This window comes from Klebsiella sp. C283 (assembly GCF_048822555.1).
GTDB classification, from domain to species: Bacteria; Pseudomonadota; Gammaproteobacteria; order Enterobacterales; family Enterobacteriaceae; genus Klebsiella; species Klebsiella quasipneumoniae.
On the sequence record NZ_JBMEZS010000001.1, the window covers coordinates 259,377 to 275,914 of the forward strand.

15 protein-coding genes are annotated in these 16,538 nt (G+C 61.3%); 3 read left to right on the forward strand and 12 right to left on the reverse strand.

The features are described from left to right. Positions 1 to 2 precede the first annotated feature (2 nt). The 8 genes from ACOI7Z_RS01185 to ybfF form a co-directional block, all read right to left on the reverse strand. Positions 3 to 1,298, reverse strand: a complete 1,296-nt coding sequence (locus ACOI7Z_RS01185; protein WP_023288852.1) for an MFS transporter — start codon at positions 1,296 to 1,298, stop codon at positions 3 to 5. Between the two features lie 54 nt (positions 1,299 to 1,352). Beyond that, positions 1,353 to 2,492: a tricarballylate utilization 4Fe-4S protein TcuB gene (gene tcuB, locus ACOI7Z_RS01190; RefSeq protein WP_023288853.1), complete on the reverse strand. Its 1,140-nt coding sequence runs from the start codon at positions 2,490 to 2,492 to the stop codon at positions 1,353 to 1,355. After that, the gene (tcuA, locus tag ACOI7Z_RS01195; protein ID WP_023288854.1) at positions 2,479 to 3,882 is read right to left on the reverse strand and encodes an FAD-dependent tricarballylate dehydrogenase TcuA; all 1,404 of its coding nucleotides are present in this window, start codon (positions 3,880 to 3,882) and stop codon (positions 2,479 to 2,481) included. The genes tcuB and tcuA overlap by 14 nt, the downstream gene beginning before the upstream one ends. A gap of 97 nt (positions 3,883 to 3,979) precedes the next feature. Continuing rightward, the gene (gene tcuR / locus ACOI7Z_RS01200) at positions 3,980 to 4,906 is read right to left on the reverse strand and encodes a tricarballylate utilization LysR family transcriptional regulator TcuR (protein ID WP_023288855.1); all 927 of its coding nucleotides are present in this window, start codon (positions 4,904 to 4,906) and stop codon (positions 3,980 to 3,982) included. Between the two features lie 127 nt (positions 4,907 to 5,033). Then, positions 5,034 to 5,486: a ferric iron uptake transcriptional regulator gene (gene fur, locus ACOI7Z_RS01205; RefSeq protein ID WP_004885952.1), complete on the reverse strand. Its 453-nt coding sequence runs from the start codon at positions 5,484 to 5,486 to the stop codon at positions 5,034 to 5,036. Positions 5,487 to 5,777: 291 nt separating this feature from the next. Continuing rightward, entirely contained in the window at positions 5,778 to 6,308 is a 531-nt protein-coding gene (gene fldA / locus ACOI7Z_RS01210; protein WP_002894765.1) for a flavodoxin FldA, read from the reverse strand. 151 nt (positions 6,309 to 6,459) lie between these two features. Continuing rightward, positions 6,460 to 6,753 carry a LexA regulated protein gene (ybfE, locus tag ACOI7Z_RS01215; RefSeq protein WP_002894767.1) on the reverse strand — a complete coding sequence of 98 codons (294 nt, stop codon included), beginning with the start codon at positions 6,751 to 6,753 and terminating at the stop codon, positions 6,460 to 6,462. Between the two features lie 133 nt (positions 6,754 to 6,886). Continuing rightward, complete coding sequence (gene ybfF / locus ACOI7Z_RS01220; RefSeq protein ID WP_023288857.1) at positions 6,887 to 7,660, reverse strand: esterase; 774 nt, start codon at positions 7,658 to 7,660, stop codon at positions 6,887 to 6,889. A 183-nt stretch (positions 7,661 to 7,843) separates the two neighbouring features. On the opposite strand from ybfF, the gene seqA reads away from it, so the two are divergent. Genes seqA through ACOI7Z_RS01235 form a run of 3 tightly spaced genes read left to right on the forward strand, consistent with a single transcriptional unit; the run spans position 7,844 to position 10,557 of the window. Beyond that, positions 7,844 to 8,392: a replication initiation negative regulator SeqA gene (gene seqA, locus ACOI7Z_RS01225; RefSeq protein WP_032428668.1), complete on the forward strand. Its 549-nt coding sequence runs from the start codon at positions 7,844 to 7,846 to the stop codon at positions 8,390 to 8,392. Positions 8,393 to 8,424: 32 nt separating this feature from the next. Continuing rightward, complete coding sequence (pgm, locus tag ACOI7Z_RS01230; RefSeq protein WP_023288859.1) at positions 8,425 to 10,065, forward strand: phosphoglucomutase (alpha-D-glucose-1,6-bisphosphate-dependent); 1,641 nt, start codon at positions 8,425 to 8,427, stop codon at positions 10,063 to 10,065. A gap of 54 nt (positions 10,066 to 10,119) precedes the next feature. After that, entirely contained in the window at positions 10,120 to 10,557 is a 438-nt protein-coding gene (locus ACOI7Z_RS01235) for an arginine:ornithine antiporter (protein ID WP_087849760.1), read from the forward strand. Here the strand turns inward: ACOI7Z_RS01235 and kdpE are convergent. Genes kdpE through kdpB form a run of 4 tightly spaced genes read right to left on the reverse strand, consistent with a single transcriptional unit; the run spans position 10,539 to position 16,535 of the window. Further along, on the reverse strand, positions 10,539 to 11,216 hold the full coding sequence (gene kdpE / locus ACOI7Z_RS01240; RefSeq protein WP_002894776.1) for a two-component system response regulator KdpE: 678 nt from the start codon (positions 11,214 to 11,216) through the stop codon (positions 10,539 to 10,541). The genes ACOI7Z_RS01235 and kdpE overlap by 19 nt on opposite strands. Continuing rightward, positions 11,213 to 13,900, reverse strand: coding sequence for a two-component system sensor histidine kinase KdpD (kdpD, locus tag ACOI7Z_RS01245; RefSeq protein ID WP_065882498.1), 2,688 nt, complete (start codon positions 13,898 to 13,900; stop codon positions 11,213 to 11,215). Before kdpD ends, kdpE begins: the two co-directional genes overlap by 4 nt. Further along, entirely contained in the window at positions 13,901 to 14,476 is a 576-nt protein-coding gene (gene kdpC / locus ACOI7Z_RS01250; RefSeq protein ID WP_023288862.1) for a potassium-transporting ATPase subunit KdpC, read from the reverse strand. Positions 14,477 to 14,486: 10 nt separating this feature from the next. Then, entirely contained in the window at positions 14,487 to 16,535 is a 2,049-nt protein-coding gene (kdpB, locus tag ACOI7Z_RS01255; RefSeq protein ID WP_087849759.1) for a potassium-transporting ATPase subunit KdpB, read from the reverse strand. Between the last annotated feature and the right edge of the window lie 3 nt (positions 16,536 to 16,538).

Consider the following 16,538-nt stretch of genomic DNA (forward strand, 5'->3'; position numbering starts at 1 on the left):
TTTTAGCGCTGACTCTCCGCCGGCTGATAGCCGCGACTCAGGCGCACGAACAGCAGCGCGGTGGCGATGAACCCGCACAGCGCAGCGCACATCAGCCACCATCCCGGCGCGCTTTTATCGCCGGTAAGCTCGACCAGGGCAGTGGAGATAGCCGGCGTCAGGCCGCCGAAGATGGCGGTGGCGAGGCTGAAGGCCAGCGAAAAGCCCACGGTGCGGACATAAACCGGCATCACTTCGGTGAGCGCCGCCACCATCGCGCCGTTATACATGCCAAAGAAGAAGGAAAACCACAACAGGACCAGCGTCATACGGGTGAAATCCGGCGCGGCGGTGAGCCAGTGCATCACCGGCCAGGTGGTGAGCAGCGCCAGCACGGTAATCCCCATCAGCACCGGGCGACGACCGATCCGATCGGAGATCGCGCCGCCAATCGGTAACCAGATAAAATTGGAGATGCCCACCAGCATGGTGACCAGCAGGCTGTCGCGGGCGCTGAGGTGCAGCACTGCTCTGCCGTAGGTTGGCGTATAGACAGTAATAAAGTAGAAAGTGGTGGTGGTCATCGCTACCAGCAGCGTCCCCGCGGTAATAATGCGCCAGTTTCTGGCGATGGTGGTCAGGATCTCTTTGGTATCCGGGCGATGTTTACGCTGCAGGAATTCCTCGGTCTCCTGCAGCGAGCGGCGCAGCACGAAAATCAGCGGAATGATCATACAGCCAATAAAAAAGGGGATGCGCCAGCCCCAGGCGGCAATCTCCTCATGTTCCAGCGTGGCGTTCAGCGCATAGCCGATCAGCGCCGCCATGATGATAGCCACCTGCTGGCTGGCGGACTGCCAGCTGGTATAGAAGCCTTTATTGCCCGGCGTAGCGATTTCAGAGAGATAGACCGACACTCCGCCAAGCTCGACGCCCGCCGAGAAGCCCTGCAGCAGACGGCCCACTAACACGAGGATCGGCGCCAGCACGCCGATAGTCTGATAGCCAGGGACCAGGGCGATGAGTAGCGTCCCGCAGCCCATGATCGCCAGGGTGACCATCAGCCCTTTGCGGCGACCGATTCTGTCGATATAAGCGCCGAGCACCACCGCGCCGATAGGACGCATCAGGAAGCCCGAGCCAAATACCGCAAAGGTGAGCATCAGCGCCGCGAACTCGCTCTCCGCCGGAAAGAAGGTGCGGGCGATATAGGTGGCGTAAAAGCCAAACAGGAAGAAGTCGAACTGTTCGAGAAAATTCCCGCTGGTCACGCGGAGGATAGCGCCGACGGTGCCGGCGCGAGTGGGTTGTTGGGTCATAGGGGGTGCTCTCCATTGTCTTTATCTTGTTGTTATCGGGTGCAGAGGGGCAGGTCAGTCGCCGGCGACGCCCGCCTGTTTTCCGCGGCGTTTCTCAATCGCCCACTTGAGTAACGCCGCACAGCGATAAAATCCGTGGGCAAATTTTCCATACGGCAGGGTTAAGAACAGGGCCATCACCACCCCGAGGTGGATGGCGAGCAGGACGCCCATCCACGAAGTATCCCGCCCCGCCAGCAGCGCCAGGCCGGTGAAGCTGGTCAGCAGCAGCAGCAGAATAAATCCGCGATCCATCGGTTTCTGCCGCGCGTCGCCGTGCAGCGGCGAGCGGCGCAGGTTCAGCCACAGCAGGCCCGCCGGACCGACCAGCAGGCCGATGCCGCCGAGGGTGCCGAGCAGCACCGGCAGGCTGAAGAACGGGTAGGGGGCTTCCTGGCCGGCGATATAGTGATAGCCCGTGGCCACCACGGTGGCGGCGAAACAGAGCATAAAGCCGTAGAAGGTGCAGTGGTGGAAACGGCGGCGCAGCAGGGTGAAGGCGTCATCGGCTTCGTTGCAGCCTTTCCCGTGGCCTCCGTCGAGATATTTCAGCGTCAGCGCATCATGGGATGCCTTCGCAATATCAATCGGTTGCGGCTGGCCCGGGGAGATCTCGCGCCAGAAGCGGATCACCCCGCTCATCAGTAAGCCAATCGCCAGCACAAAGACCGAACCAAACATCCACGCCAGCAGGTTATGGGGGAATATCTGGTAGAAGTCGCCCGCCAGCGGCGGATGGCGCAGCGAGCCTTTGAGCCCCATCGCCAGCAGCAGAAAGACAATCAGGCCGCCGACCAGCGCCAGCACGGTGGTCATGCCGGCCCGGCGGTACAGGCTGCCAAAGGCGGCGGGCTGGGCGTAGTGTTGATAGGTCTCGAGCCGGACTTCGGCCATCGCCTTCGGCACGTTAATGGCGAACTCGTGCGGTGGCGCATACTGGCAGGCATGCAGGCAAGCGCCGCAGTTATGGCACAGGTTAGCCAGATAGTTGATGTCCGCCTTGCCAAAGGCCAGGCGCTGGGTCATCGCCGGGAACACGGCGCAAAACCCTTCGCAGTAGCGGCAGGCGTTACACACTTGCATCACCCGTTCGACTTCCGCCTCCGGTTCGGTGATGATCTGCGCGTCAATGATCAGCTTTTCAAGCGACTTCATGGTGTTTCTCCTGCTGCGCCGCCCGGGCGGCTTGCTGGCCGGCGATGCGGCCGAAGGTGGTGCCGATCGACATCCCGACGCCGGCGGTGTAGCCCTTGCCCAGCACGTTGCCGGCCATCATTTCCCCGGCGACGAACAGATTACGGCTAGGTTGACCGGCGAAATGGACGGCGGCGGTGTCGTCGACGTAGAGCCCGAGGTAGGTGAAGGTGATCCCCGGACGCAGGGCGTAGCCGTAGTAAGGCGGCGTATCGATGGGGCGCGCCCAGTGGGTTTTCGCCGGCGTGAGGCCAGAGGTCGCGCAGTTATCCAGGCGGGTGTGATCGAACTGGCCCGGCGCGCAGGCGGCATTATAGTCGGCGATGGTTTGCGCTAAGCGTTCGCCGTCCAGCCCCAACTGGCGGGCCAGTTCCGCGATGGTATTGGCCTGAGCGCCGGGAAAGACGGGGGGCATAAAGTGGCCGATGGCTTTGCTGTCGATGATCGAGTAGCCGATCTGTCCAGGCTGGTGGGCGACCAGTCGGCCCCAGATGGCGTAGCGTTTAGGCCAGAAATCTTCCCCCTCATCATAAAAGCGCACGGCATCGCGGTTGACCACCACCCCCAGCGAAACGCAGTCGACGCGGGTGCAGATCCCGCCGTCATAGAGCGGCGCCCGGGCGTCAATGGCGACGCAGTGGGACTGGGAAGGATCGCCGATGATATCGGCCCCGGCGTCGATCATAAACTTGAGCAGCACCCCCTGGTTGAAGCGCGTGCCGCGGATGAGAAAGTTATCGGCGGGCCATTCGCCGCGGTCATTTTGCCCCCAGGCCTCGCGCAGCCACTCGCGGTTGGATTCAAATCCGCCGGCGGCGAGGACGCAGCTTCTCGCGACAATCCGTTCCTCGCCCGCCAGCGCGGCGACAAATTCACCGTTGCGCAGTTCCAGAGCCTGCACCGGCGTGTTGTAGCGGATCTGCACCCCCATCCGCTCTGCGCTGCGGTAATAGGCATTGACCAGCGCTTTGCCGCCGCCCATAAAAAAGGCGTTGGTGCGGGCCACGTGCAGGGCGCCGGAGAGCGGCGGCTGAAAGTTAACCCCGTGCTGACGCATCCAGTCCCGGCACTGTGACGAGGTGCGGATCACCAGCCGGGCCAGCGCTTCGTTGGTGTTCCCTTCGGTGACGCGCAGCAGATCCTGCCAGTACTCCTCTTCCGGATAGCTGTCGACCAGCACGTCCTGCGGCGCATCGTGCATACAGCGCAGGTTACGCGTGTGCTGCGAATTGCCGCCTCGCCACTCCCGCGGCGCCGCCTCCAGCAGCAGCACCGAGGCGCCGGCTTCCCGGGCGGTTAAGGCGGCGCATAGCGCGGCATTGCCGCCGCCAATGACCAGTACATCCACCATTATCGGCTCCCTTACAATTTAATGGATTGTTAAATTTGTAATGGGAATGTAGGCGGTAACGGCGACGGGGCGCTATGGCGTAACGCTAAAGAGGGGTTTAGTTAACGTAAAGGGTGGCGCCTGGCCAGCGATCGGACTCCACCAGCTGGCGCATGACTTTGCTTAGTATGACCCGTGCCGCAAGGCCTGCCGGGGTGAGCTCATCATCCGACAGGCTGACCAGAAAGTTGGGGCGGCTGAGGACCGGATTAGCGATGCCGATCACCCTCAGCGCCTGATGGTCGAGGTGGGAAATAGCGGCCCCGGGCTGCAGAGTGGCGCCCAGTCCGCTGCGCACGGCCTGCATCAGCAGGGCCAGACCGTCAATGTCCGCCACCACCTCAACGCTGAGGCTGTGCTGCTGGCAAACCGCCTCCAGCCTGCCGCGCAGGCCGTGGCCCTGGCTTGGCATAATCAGCGGCAGGGTGGTGAGCTGGTCAGGGGAAACAGGGTCATCCGGCAGCGAGGCCAACAGCGCATGGGTGCCGATCAGAAACAGGCGCTCTTCGAGCACCGGTCTGGCGCTCCAGCGCAGGATCTTCTCCTGCTGGAAGACGATGGCTAAATCCAGCTGGCGGGTGTTGATCATCCGCTCCAGATTCCCGGAGAGGCTTTCCACCAGGTGCAGGCGAACGTCGGGGTAGCTCTCGCGCATCGCGTTGATGAACGGCACGCCAAGAACGGAGGCGGTGCTGGGGGCCATACCGACGCTGACGTGGCCCGACAGCCGCGCCTCGCGGGCGGCGAGGATGGCATCATCGGCATGACGTAGCGCCAGCTGCGCCTGTGAGTAGAAAGCGAGGCCCGCGCTGGTGGGCGTCACGCCGCGAGAGGTTCGCTGCAGGAGGCGAATGGACAGCTCATTTTCCAGACGCGCGATCTGCTGGCTGAGCGCCGAGACGCCGATATTCAGATCGAGCGCGGCGCGGCCCATGCTGCCGGTTTCAACAATGCGCGTAAAATAGCGTAGCTGGCGAAGTTCCATATCAACTCTCCGGACAAAGCGGGGACTCGCGAGGGTCGCCGCCGGGACGTGAGCGGGAAGCGCGGCAGAAGCGCCCATAAAAAAGCCAACCGGCTGGTTGGCTTTTCAGAGCAGGCGAAGCAGGGAATTACTTTTCCACCGCGTCGTGGGCGTGTTCGTCCTCGCGGCAATCACCTTCCGCACAGTGACCGTACAGATACAGACTGTGGTTGGTCAGGCGGATGCCGTGACGGGAAGCGATTTCACGCTGGCGCGCTTCGATAGAGTCATCACTGAATTCGATCACTTTGCCGCAGTCGAGGCAGATCAGGTGATCGTGGTGATGCTGCTGGGTCAGTTCGAAAACGGATTTACCGCCTTCAAAATTATGACGAGTCACGATACCGGCGTCATCAAACTGGTTGAGGACGCGGTAAACGGTCGCCAGACCAATCTCTTCGCCCATGTCGATCAGGCGTTTATATAAGTCTTCCGCACTGACATGATGGTTATCCGGTTCCTGCAGCACTTCAAGGATTTTCAGTCGAGGAAGTGTGACTTTCAGGCCAGCCTTCTTTAATGCGGTATTGTTGTCAGTCATGCGGAATCTGTCCTGTTGCTAAACGATCTACTTCCTTCAACGGAAGTCATACAGAAATTAACCCGACGTAATGCGTCTCATTATAGAACTGCCACTGGTAAATGAAAACTGCAAGCATCGGGCCTGGTTTGCTGTCAAAAACGAGGCACCAGCTACAAACTGCGTCACGTGCCTCGTAGAATCAGAGGACATTGTACAGATATGTGATTAAAAGTTAAAAACTTGTAGCTATTAGTTTGATTGCTTTTGTCTATTAATACGACGCAACTCAATGATTGCGCCGCTTAATTATCAGGCGTTTTTGATTTCTTCGAGGTGCAGCTCTTCAGCCACCTGCTTCACCCACTTCTCAACGCGCTCGTTGGTCAGTTCCGGCTGACGGTCTTCATCAATGGCGAGGCCGACGAAGTGGTCGTCATCCGCCAGGCCTTTGGAGGCCTCGAAGTGATAGCCGGCAGTCGGCCAGTGGCCAACGATGGTCGCGCCGCGCGGCTCAATGATGTCGCGGATGGTGCCCAGCGCATCGCAGAAGTACTCTGCGTAGTCTTCCTGGTCGCCGCAGCCGAACAGCGCCACCAGCTTGCCGTTAAAGTCGATCTCTTCCAGCGTGGGGAAGAAGTCGTCCCAGTCACACTGGGCTTCACCGTAGTACCAGGTCGGGATGCCGAGCAGCAGGATGTCGTGGGCTTCCAGATCTTCTTTGCTGCTTTTGGCAATGTCGTGAACATCAGCAACATCTTTACCAAGCTGCTTTTGAATCATTTTTGCAATATTTTCGGTGTTGCCGGTGTCGCTGCCAAAAAAGATGCCGATGATTGCCATGAGTAAAATAACCTCTTGAAACTTAAATGATGTGGTAGGGACGCGATGCCCACAGATAACGGCAATCATAGCAGAACAGGCAAGGACGCGGAAACAGCAATCACGCCCGACTGCACACTCTGCTACATGAATGCGGATTTTTCGCGGAAAGTTAGACTTTTCCCTGGCTGCGCAGGGCGGTTAATTGCGTCATCAGCATCTCTTCGATGAGATCGCTGCGGCTCATATTACGCGCTTCCGCCAGTTCGTTAAGCGCATCGACCGCGTCGGCGTTGAGCTTTAGCTCCACGCGCTTCAGCCCGCGCACTTTATCGCGTTTCAGCTGATTACGTTTGTTGATGCGCAGTTGTTCATCGCGCGACAGCGGATTGGTTTTTGGTCTTCCCGGGCGACGCTCGTTTGCGAACAAATCTAATGTCGTACGGTCCGTTTGTTCTTTTGCCATGATTCTGAGTGACTTCGGGGAAACAAGCTGCCGGGCTCTAGCCGGCGCAGATAGCGCGCCATCATACATCAGGCGAACGGCTGCGCCAACGACCGCGGGCATTCTGCGGCGCGGTCGGGCATATTTTAGCCAATCAGGCGCCAATGCTCGTGAGATAGCGGCGGATCGCGCGCAACACCGCTTCGGGTTTCTCGGCATGGACCCAGTGTCCGGCGCCGGCGATGACGTGGGCCCGGGCCTGCGGGAACTGGGCCAGCAGCGCGTCGCGGTAGGCGTCGGTCACGTAGGGTGAGTTGCCGCCGGGAATAAACTGCGTCGGATGCGGCCAGGCCGGGATGGTTTCCCAGCCGACGATATGCGGGTACTGGTCCCACAGCACCGGGACGTTGAAGCGCCAGTCGCCATCGACGAAAGATTTCAGCAGGAACTGAATCACCCCCTCTTCCTGCAGATGCTCGCGCATCACCTGCGCCGCCTGCTGGCGGGTGCTGGCGGCGGATTCGCTGACGGCGCGGATAGCGGCGAAGATCTCATCATGGCGGCGAACATGATAATCCACCGGGGCGATATCGATCGCCACCAGACCGTTGATGCGCTCCGGCGCCAGGGCGGTCAGCGCCATCACCGCTTTGCCGCCCATCGAATGGCCGATAAAGGTGGCGCGCTCAATCTGGTGCGCGTCGAGCGTATCGAGCAGATCCTGCGCCATCGCGGGGTAGGTCATCTCTGGCGACCGCGGCGACAAACCGTGGTTGCGCATATCGACCTGCAGAATATCGTGGTCGGCGACCAGGTCGCGGGCGAGGATGCCCAGGTTGTCCAGGCTGCCAAACAGACCGTGGACCAGCACGATCGGGGAGTGGTTGTGCGGATTCTGTGCAGATTGCGCTCGGCTATTTAATTTCATGGCAAAGTTCTTTTTTTCGCTCCGTCGGGTTAGGGTATTATGTTGGACATTCTGCCATCCGGCTGCAAGACCCAGAAGTTTTCTGAGTTTTACCGCCATCCTGGTTTGACGCTATCCGCGGTTGGGATTTGTACTTATAATCCCAACGATTTGTATTCAGAAAAGATATCGCACTGGATTAAGATGAAAACAATTGAAGTTGATGATGAACTCTATCGCTATATTGCCAGCCACACTCTGCATATCGGCGAGAGCGCATCCGACATTTTACGGCGCATGCTGAAATTTTCCGCCGTTTCCCAACCAGCTACACAGGTCAGCAAAGCCGCGCCGGCGCTGGCGCCCGCGCCTGCCGTTGAGGTGAAACCCGCTAACCCGGCGAAAGATAAAGTCCGCGCCATGCGCGAGATGCTGTTATCTGATGAATACGCCGAGCAGAAGCGCGCGGTGAACCGTTTTATGCTGGTGTTGACGACCCTCTACTCCCTGGACAGTAAAGCATTTGCCGAGGCGACCGAGTCTCTGCATGGCCGCACGCGCGTCTACTTCGCGGAAGATGCGCGTACGCTGCTGAAAAGCGGTAATCAGACCAAACCGAAACAGGTTCCTGGTACACCGTGGTGGGTGATCACCAATACCAATACCGGCCGTAAATGCAGCATGATTGAGCACATCATGCAGTCGATGCAGTTCCCTGCGGAGCTGATTGAAAAGGTTTGCGGCACGATCTAGCTTTTTAACATTTGCACCAGAAGGATCAGGCAATGGCAATCGATAAACGTGCGGGGCAGCCTGCGCAACAGAGTGATTTGATTAACGTCGCCCAACTGACTGCTCAGTACTACGTGCTGAAGCCTGAAGTCGGTAATGCGGAGCATGCGGTCAAATTCGGCACCTCCGGCCATCGCGGCAGCGCGGCGCGTCACAACTTCAACGAACCGCATATCCTGGCCATCGCCCAGGCGATTGCGGAAGATCGTGCGAAGAACGGGATCACCGGTCCGTGCTATGTCGGTAAAGATACCCACGCCCTGTCCGAGCCGGCGTTTATTTCGGTGCTGGAAGTGTTAACCGCCAACGGCGTTGACGTTATCGTGCAGGAAAACAATGGCTTCACCCCGACGCCGGCGGTCTCCAACGCGATTCTGGTGCATAACAAAAAAGGCGGTCCGCTGGCGGACGGCATTGTGATCACCCCGTCACACAATCCGCCGGAAGATGGCGGTATCAAGTACAACCCGCCAAACGGCGGTCCGGCTGATACCAACGTCACCAAAGTGGTGGAAAACCGCGCCAACGAACTGCTGGCCGCTGGCCTGCAGGGCGTGAAACGCCTTCCTCTGGACGCGGCGCTGGCTTCCGGCCACGTCAAAGAGCAGGATCTGGTGCAGCCGTTTATTGAAGGCCTGGCGGATATCGTCGACATGGCGGCGATCCAGAAAGCGGGCCTGACGCTGGGCGTCGATCCGCTGGGCGGTTCCGGTATCGAATACTGGAAACGCATTGGCGAGCACTACAAGCTCAATCTGACCATTGTGAACGACCAGGTAGACCAGACCTTCCGCTTTATGCACCTCGATAAAGACGGCGCCATCCGCATGGACTGCTCCTCGGAATGTGCGATGGCGGGCCTGCTGGCGCTGCGCGATAAGTTCGATCTGGCGTTTGCCAACGACCCGGATTACGACCGTCACGGGATTGTCACCCCAGCCGGGCTGATGAACCCGAACCACTATCTGGCGGTGGCGATTAACTACCTGTTCCAGCATCGTCCGCAGTGGGGCAAAGAGGTGGCGGTCGGTAAAACCCTGGTCTCCTCGGCGATGATTGACCGCGTGGTGAACGATCTGGGCCGCAAGCTGGTGGAAGTGCCGGTGGGCTTTAAGTGGTTCGTCGACGGCCTGTTCGACGGCAGCTTCGGTTTCGGCGGCGAAGAGAGCGCCGGGGCCTCCTTCCTGCGCTTCGACGGCACGCCGTGGTCCACCGATAAAGACGGTATTATCATGTGCCTGCTGGCGGCGGAAATCACCGCAGTGACCGGGAAAAACCCGCAGGAGCACTATAACGAGCTGGCGGAGCGCTTTGGCGCGCCGAGCTACAACCGTCTGCAGGCTTCCGCGACCTCCGCGCAGAAAGCGGCGCTGTCTAAGCTGTCGCCGGAAATGGTCAGCGCTGACACCCTGGCGGGGGATCCGATCACCGCCCGTCTGACCGCAGCGCCGGGCAACGGGGCGGCGATTGGCGGCCTGAAAGTGATGACCGACAACGGCTGGTTCGCGGCGCGTCCGTCAGGCACCGAAGACGCCTACAAGATCTACTGTGAAAGCTTCCTCGGCGAAGAACATCGCAAACTGATCGAAAAAGAAGCGGTAGAGATTGTCAGTGAAGTGCTGAAGAACGCCTAAAGGCGTACGGCCATCAGGCCCCTCGCGGGCCTGATTTTTTTCGCAGGGATAGCGATGAAAATACAACGGAAGTCCCTGTTTTTGTTCTGGGCGTGGATGGATCTCTTTTTCGTCCTGCAATTCTTATGGTGGAATATTGCCCACCGCCGACTCCCTTTTTTCGACGACCTGCTGGCTTATCTCCAGCTGCTGCACGCCTGGGGCGCTGCGGCGGTCTGGCTCTATCCGCTGAATGTGCTGCTGATTATCAGCATCCCGCTGTCGATGATCCTCTTATTCCGTCAGAGCCGCTATGGGCTGTGGCTGGCCTGGGGGCAGACGCCGCTCAGGCTGGTGTTTATGCAGCCTTCGCTTTCTTTGGGTCTGTGGCTGATTCAGGCCGCCGGCGTCCGGCTTTTCGCGATCCTGGCTGGCTTCATGCTGCTCTCTGAAGGGCTGAAAATCGCCAGCCTCTGGTACTGCAGAGGCGGGGCTCAGGGCATAAAGCGATAGCCAATCCCGGTTTCGGTCAGCAGATGCTGCGGGCGCGCCGGATCGGCCTCCAGCTTTTGCCGCAGGTGACCCATATAGATCCGCAGATAATGGCTGTGCTCCACGGCGTTAGGGCCCCACACCTGGTTCAGCAGCTGGCGCTGGGTAAGCACTTTGCCGGGATTATTCAATAGCGCCGCCAGCAGGCGAAACTCGATGGGCGTCAGGTGGATCTCTTCGCTGCCGCGCAGGATGCGGCGGGCGGGGATATTGACCTCCAGGTCGGCGAAGCGCACCACCGGCTCGTCGGCCTGCGCCGCGCCGTGACGACGCAGTGCGACGCGCAGGCGGGCCTGCAGCTCGCCGATGCCAAAGGGTTTACTTAAGTAGTCATCGGCGCCGGCATCCAGGGCGGCAATTTTGTCGTGCTCTTCGCTACGTGCTGACAGGACGATAATCGGCATCTGACTCCACTGGCGCAGGTCGCGAATAAAATCAATGCCGTCGCCATCCGGCAGGCCGAGATCGAGGATCGCGAGGTCGGGCTTACGGGTGGCGGCTTCGATCAGCCCACGCTGCAGGGTTTCCGCTTCAAATACGCGCATGCCGTCGGCTTCCAGCGCGGTGCGCAGAAAGCGACGGATAGCGTGTTCGTCTTCGATAATCAGAACGTTAATCACAATTCCTCAGATAGCTCTTCCAGTTCAGGGGGCGTTTCTCCCGGCAGTGTAACACGGAATGAGGCGCCGCCTTCCGGCCGGTTGCTGGCGGAGATGGTCCCGCCGTGGACGTCGACGATGGCCTGACAGATGGCAAGGCCCAGCCCGACGCCGGGGATCGCCGACTCTTTGTTGCCGCGGGCGAATTTATCAAAGATAGCCTGTTCCTGGCCCGCCGGGATCCCCGGACCATTATCCCATACCTCCAGCGACAGCTGCCGGGCGTCCGCTTCGGCGCGAATACCGATGTCCGCCCGGGCGCCGGCATACTTATGGGCATTCTCCAGCAGATTGATCAGCACCCGCTCGAACAGCGGCCCGTCGACATGCACCAGCTGCAGCGGGTCGGGTAAATCCAGTTGAACGTGCTGGCCGCCGAGGCTCGGCTCGAGCATACGCAGCGCGCTGCCGACCACTTCCTCCAGCGTCAGCCACTCCTTGTGCAGATTAAAGCCGCCGGACTGGATCCGCGCCATATCCAGCAGGTTGTTCACCAGCCGGGTGGTATTGAGCACATGCTGGCGGATTTCATTGGCCTGCGGGGCATGCTTCGAGCCCTCGCTGGCCAGATCGAGGGTCAGGATTTCCGCCTGGCCAAACAGCACGGTGAGCGGGGTACGCAGATCGTGGGACAGGGCGGCGAGCAGCGAGTTACGCAGGCTTTCGCGCTCGCTGGTCAGCCGGGCCTGCTCTTCGCTGGCGGTCAGGGTGAGACGCTCCAGGGCGCTGGCCACCAGCAGGGTGAAGGTCTCCAGCAGCCGCTGCTGCTCCGGGATCATCAGTTGGCGCAGATTCGCCGGCTCCACCACCAGCAGTCCCCAGGTGCGGGCGGCGCTCTTCAGGGGCAGGATCTGATACGGCACGCCGGGCAGGGTATCGGTGCCGGCGCCGGCGGGTTGCCCCTTATCAAAGCTCCAGCGGGCGATGGCGTCATCCCACGGCGTCAGCCCGGGCTGGAGGGTTAAGGGCAGCAGTTTCCCCTGGGCGTCCGGGAGCAGCAGCTGGCTGCGAGCCTGAAAGGTGGAGGCGATAAACCGCTCGCTGGTGGTGGCGATATCCTGCTGGCTACGACCCACTGCCAGCGCTTTGGACATTTCATACAGGTGGCGGGTACGCCGCTCGCGATAGCGCGCCACCCGCGCCTGGTAGCGCACGCCGGCGGTGAGGTTACCGATAAGCAGGCCAACGGTGAGCATCACGCCGAAGGTGAGCAGATACTGGACATCTGACACCGCCAGCGTGCCGCGCGGGGCGACAAAAAAGAGATCGAAGCTGATAACGTTGATCACCGTCGCCAGCACCGACGGCCAGCGGCCATAGAGCAGGGCGATGATCACCACCCCCAGCAGATAGAGCATGACCAGGTTGGCGGCTTCGAAGGCCATCAGCCACTGCATGGCCACCAGGGTAATGATGGCGCACAGGGCTACCGCCAACGCGCAGCCCTGCAGCTGCAGCCGCCATTTCTCCAGCGCCGGACGAGTGTCGCTGGCGCGCGCCGGAAGGGGGAAGGGCTTTTCATCCAGGGCGATGACCACCAGATCGAGGTCCGGCGCGTGACGAGCCAGACGGTCGGCGAAGCCGCTGCGATCCCACCAGCGGCGTTTGCTCTGGCGGCCGATGACAATTTTTCCGAGGTTATGTTCGCGAGCGTAATGGAGGACCGCTTTCTCTTCAGACGGGTCGGAGAGGGTGGCGGTTTCGGCGCCCAGCTCCTGGGCCAGACGCAGCGCGGCGAGGATGGCCCGCCGCCGGGATTCCGGCAGGCGGTGCAGGGAAGGCGTTTCGACATATACCGCATGCCAGACGCTGCCCAGACGGGCGGCGAGGCGGGCGGCGGTACGCACCAGCTTTTCGCTACCGGTGTTGTGCCCGATACAGAGCAGAATGGCGTCGCGGGTGTGCCAGACTTTCTCCTGGCCCTGGCGGTCGCGCCAGGCGCGCATCTGCTCATCGACGCGATCGGCGGTACGGCGCAGAGCCAGTTCGCGCAGCGCAATCAGGTTCCCTTTGCGGAAAAAGTTCTCGATAGCGCGCTCGGCCTGGCCGCCGATGTAGACTTTGCCCTCATTGAGCCGCTGGCGCAGATCGTCAGGGGGGAGGTCCACCAGCACCACGTCGTCCGCGGCGTCAAAAAAGGGATCGGGGACGGTCTCCCGCACCTGCACGCCGGTGATCCCGCTGACGACGTCGTTCAGGCTTTCCAGATGCTGAACGTTAACCGTGGTGAAGACGTCAATCCCGGCCTCCAGCAGTTCGTCCACATCCTGCCAGCGCTTCGGATGGCGGGAGCCGGGGGCATTACTGTGCGCCAGTTCATCCACCAGAATCAGCGCCGGGCGGCGGGCAAGGGCGGCGTCGAGGTCGAACTCATACACGTAGCGCCCGCGGTGAGCGAGCCGCCGCGGCGGCAGGGTGCTCAGGCCCTGCAGCATCGCGGCGGTCTCTTTCCGGCCGTGGGTCTCCGCCACGCCAATCAGAATATCCAGCCCCTGGGCCCGCAGCCGCTGCGCTTCCGCCAGCATCGCCCAGGTTTTCCCCACCCCGGCGCAGGCGCCGAAGAAGACTTTCAGTTTGCCGCGATGCGGGGCGGCGGTATGCTGCAGCAGGCGGTCAGGGTCCGGACGCAGCGGCTCGTCACTCATTTACTTATCCTTCAGGGCATCCAGCGCCATATTGAGTTGCAGTATATTGACCACCGGCTGGCCAAGGAAGCTCAGCAGCGGCGTTTGTGTGGCCTGGTTAACCAGCGCGGTCACCTGGTCGACGCTCAGCTGGCGCGCTTTGGCCACCCGGGGCGCCTGCCACAGCGCGGCGGCCGGGGTCAGGTTGTTATCGAGACCGCTCGCCGAAGTGGTGACCAGTTCGACTGGCACCCGCGGGTCGGCATCCGGGTTCGCGGCGCGCAGGGCCTGCACCCGCTCGCTCACCGCCTTATCCAGCGCCGGGTTGCTGGCGGCGAGGTTGCTGCCGCCAGAGGCCATCGGGTTATCCGCTGTCTCCGCGGTGGCTGACGGGCGGCCCTGGAAATAGCCTGCGGCGGTAAAGTTCTGGCCAATCAGCGCCGAGCCGCGCACCTCGCCGTTCAGGCGGATCAGCGAGCCATTGGCCTGTGAGTTAAACCACCACTGTCCCAGGCTGGTGGTCAGCAGAGGATAAACGCCGCCGGTGAGCAGGGTTAACAGAATAAATAGCACAAGTGCTGGACGAATCAATGACATAGTTTGTTCCTCACACCAGACCGCTCAGGGTCAGCAGCAGGTCAATGGCTTTAATACCGATAAAAGGCACCAGCAGACCGCCGAGGCCGTAGATCCACAGGTTGCGGCGCAGCATCGCCGAGGCGGAGAGCGGGCGATAGCTCACCCCTTTCAGGGCCAACGGGATCAGGAAGACGATGATCAGCGCGTTGAAGATAACGGCGCTGAGGATCGCCGACGATGGCGAATGCAGGCCCATCACGTTCAGCATCGCCAGCTGGGGATAGACCGCGGCAAACGCCGCCGGAATAATGGCGAAATATTTCGCCACGTCGTTGGCAATACTGAAGGTGGTCAGCGAGCCGCGCGTCATCAGCATCTGTTTGCCGATATGGACCACCTCAATCAGTTTGGTGGGGTTGGAATCCAGGTCGACCATGTTGCCCGCCTCTTTCGCCGCCTGGGTGCCTGAGTTCATGGCCACCGCCACGTCGGCCTGGGCCAGCGCGGGCGCGTCGTTGGTGCCGTCGCCGGTCATCGCCACCAGCCGACCTTCCGACTGATACTGGCGGATCAGCGCCAGCTTGGCTTCCGGCGTCGCTTCGGCGAGGAAATCGTCGACACCGGCCTCGGCGGCGATCGCCGCGGCGGTGAGGCGGTTATCGCCGGTGATCATCACCGTTTTAATGCCCATTTTGCGCAGCTGGGCGAAACGCTCTTTGATGCCGCCTTTGACGATATCTTTGAGGGAAATAATCCCCAGCACCTTTTCACCTTCGGCAACCACCAGCGGCGTGGCCCCCTGGCGGGCGACCTCTTCCACCTGCTTCTCGACATCGGCAGGGAAGTGGCCGCCGTTGGCCTCCACGTGACGGCGAATCGCGTCCACCGAGCCTTTACGGATCATGCGCTGATCGATATTGATGCCGCTCATCCGCGTTTGCGCGGTAAAGGGGACAAAGGTGGCGTGCAGCGACTGCAGATCGCGTTCGCGCAGGTTGAAGCGCTGCTTCGCCAGCACCACGATGCTGCGTCCCTCCGGGGTTTCGTCCGCCAGCGAGGAGAGCTGGGCGGCGTCGGCGAGGGTTCGCTCTTCCACACCGCGCGCCGGCAGGAAAGCGGAGGCCTGGCGGTTGCCGAGCGTAATGGTCCCGGTTTTATCCAGCAGCAGGACATCGACATCGCCTGCGGCCTCCACCGCGCGGCCGCTGGTGGCGATCACGTTGGCGCCCAGCATACGGCTCATCCCGGCGACGCCGATCGCCGACAGCAGACCGCCGATGGTGGTCGGGATCAGGCACACCAGCAGAGCGACCAGCACGGTGACGCTCACCGCATTGCCGCTCCAGGCCGAGAATGGCCAGATGGTGGCGGTGGCCAGCAGGAACACCATCGTCAGGGCGATCAGCAGGATCGTCAGGGCGATTTCGTTCGGCGTTTTACGGCGCTGGGCGCCTTCCACCATGGCGATCATCCGGTCGAGGAAGGTTTCTCCCGGGTTGACGCTGCAGCGGATCACCAGCCAGTCGGAGAGGATACGCGTCCCGCCGGTCACCGAGGCGAAATCGCCGCCGGATTCGCGGATCACCGGCGCGGACTCGCCGGTAATGGCGCTTTCGTCCACCGAGGCGCCGCCTTCGATGACTTCGCCATCGCAGGGGATAATATCCCCGGCTTCCACCAGCACCACGTCGCCTTTGCGCAGGTCTTCCGCCGGCACATGGTCGACCGTCGCGTCGTGCTGCGGGGCGCGCAGCTTACGGGCGAAGGCCGTTTTTTTCACCCCTTTCAGGCTATTGGCCTGGGCTTTGCTGCGGCCTTCCGCCATCGCTTCGGCAAAGTTGGCGAACAGCACGGTAAACCATAACCAGATACTGATGGCGGCGGTAAACGTGGCGCTGCCGGTCAGGGCGCCGCCAGCCATGGCGATGGCCAGCAGGGTGGTTAACAGGCTGCCCACCCAGACGATAAACATCACCGGATTGCGCCACTGCACCATCGGGCTGAGTTTTTTCACGGCATCCAGCAGCGCCTGGCGCACCAGCGTCGGCTCCAGCAGGGCTAATTGTTTGCGACTCATAAC

Coding starts and splice junctions, on each gene's coding strand:
- fur (WP_004885952.1), bottom strand. CDS start 5,486: ATGACTGACAACAATACCGCATTAAAGAAGGCTGGCCTGAAAGTCACA.
- ACOI7Z_RS01185 (WP_023288852.1), bottom strand. CDS start 1,298: ATGACCCAACAACCCACTCGCGCCGGCACCGTCGGCGCTATCCTCCGC.
- kdpD (WP_065882498.1), bottom strand. CDS start 13,900: ATGAGTGACGAGCCGCTGCGTCCGGACCCTGACCGCCTGCTGCAGCAT.
- ACOI7Z_RS01235 (WP_087849760.1), top strand. CDS start 10,120: ATGAAAATACAACGGAAGTCCCTGTTTTTGTTCTGGGCGTGGATGGAT.
- seqA (WP_032428668.1), top strand. CDS start 7,844: ATGAAAACAATTGAAGTTGATGATGAACTCTATCGCTATATTGCCAGC.
- fldA (WP_002894765.1), bottom strand. CDS start 6,308: ATGGCAATCATCGGCATCTTTTTTGGCAGCGACACCGGCAACACCGAA.
- kdpC (WP_023288862.1), bottom strand. CDS start 14,476: ATGTCATTGATTCGTCCAGCACTTGTGCTATTTATTCTGTTAACCCTG.
- pgm (WP_023288859.1), top strand. CDS start 8,425: ATGGCAATCGATAAACGTGCGGGGCAGCCTGCGCAACAGAGTGATTTG.
- ybfE (WP_002894767.1), bottom strand. CDS start 6,753: ATGGCAAAAGAACAAACGGACCGTACGACATTAGATTTGTTCGCAAAC.
- ybfF (WP_023288857.1), bottom strand. CDS start 7,660: ATGAAATTAAATAGCCGAGCGCAATCTGCACAGAATCCGCACAACCAC.
- tcuR (WP_023288855.1), bottom strand. CDS start 4,906: ATGGAACTTCGCCAGCTACGCTATTTTACGCGCATTGTTGAAACCGGC.
- tcuB (WP_023288853.1), bottom strand. CDS start 2,492: ATGAAGTCGCTTGAAAAGCTGATCATTGACGCGCAGATCATCACCGAA.
- kdpB (WP_087849759.1), bottom strand. CDS start 16,535: ATGAGTCGCAAACAATTAGCCCTGCTGGAGCCGACGCTGGTGCGCCAG.
- tcuA (WP_023288854.1), bottom strand. CDS start 3,882: ATGGTGGATGTACTGGTCATTGGCGGCGGCAATGCCGCGCTATGCGCC.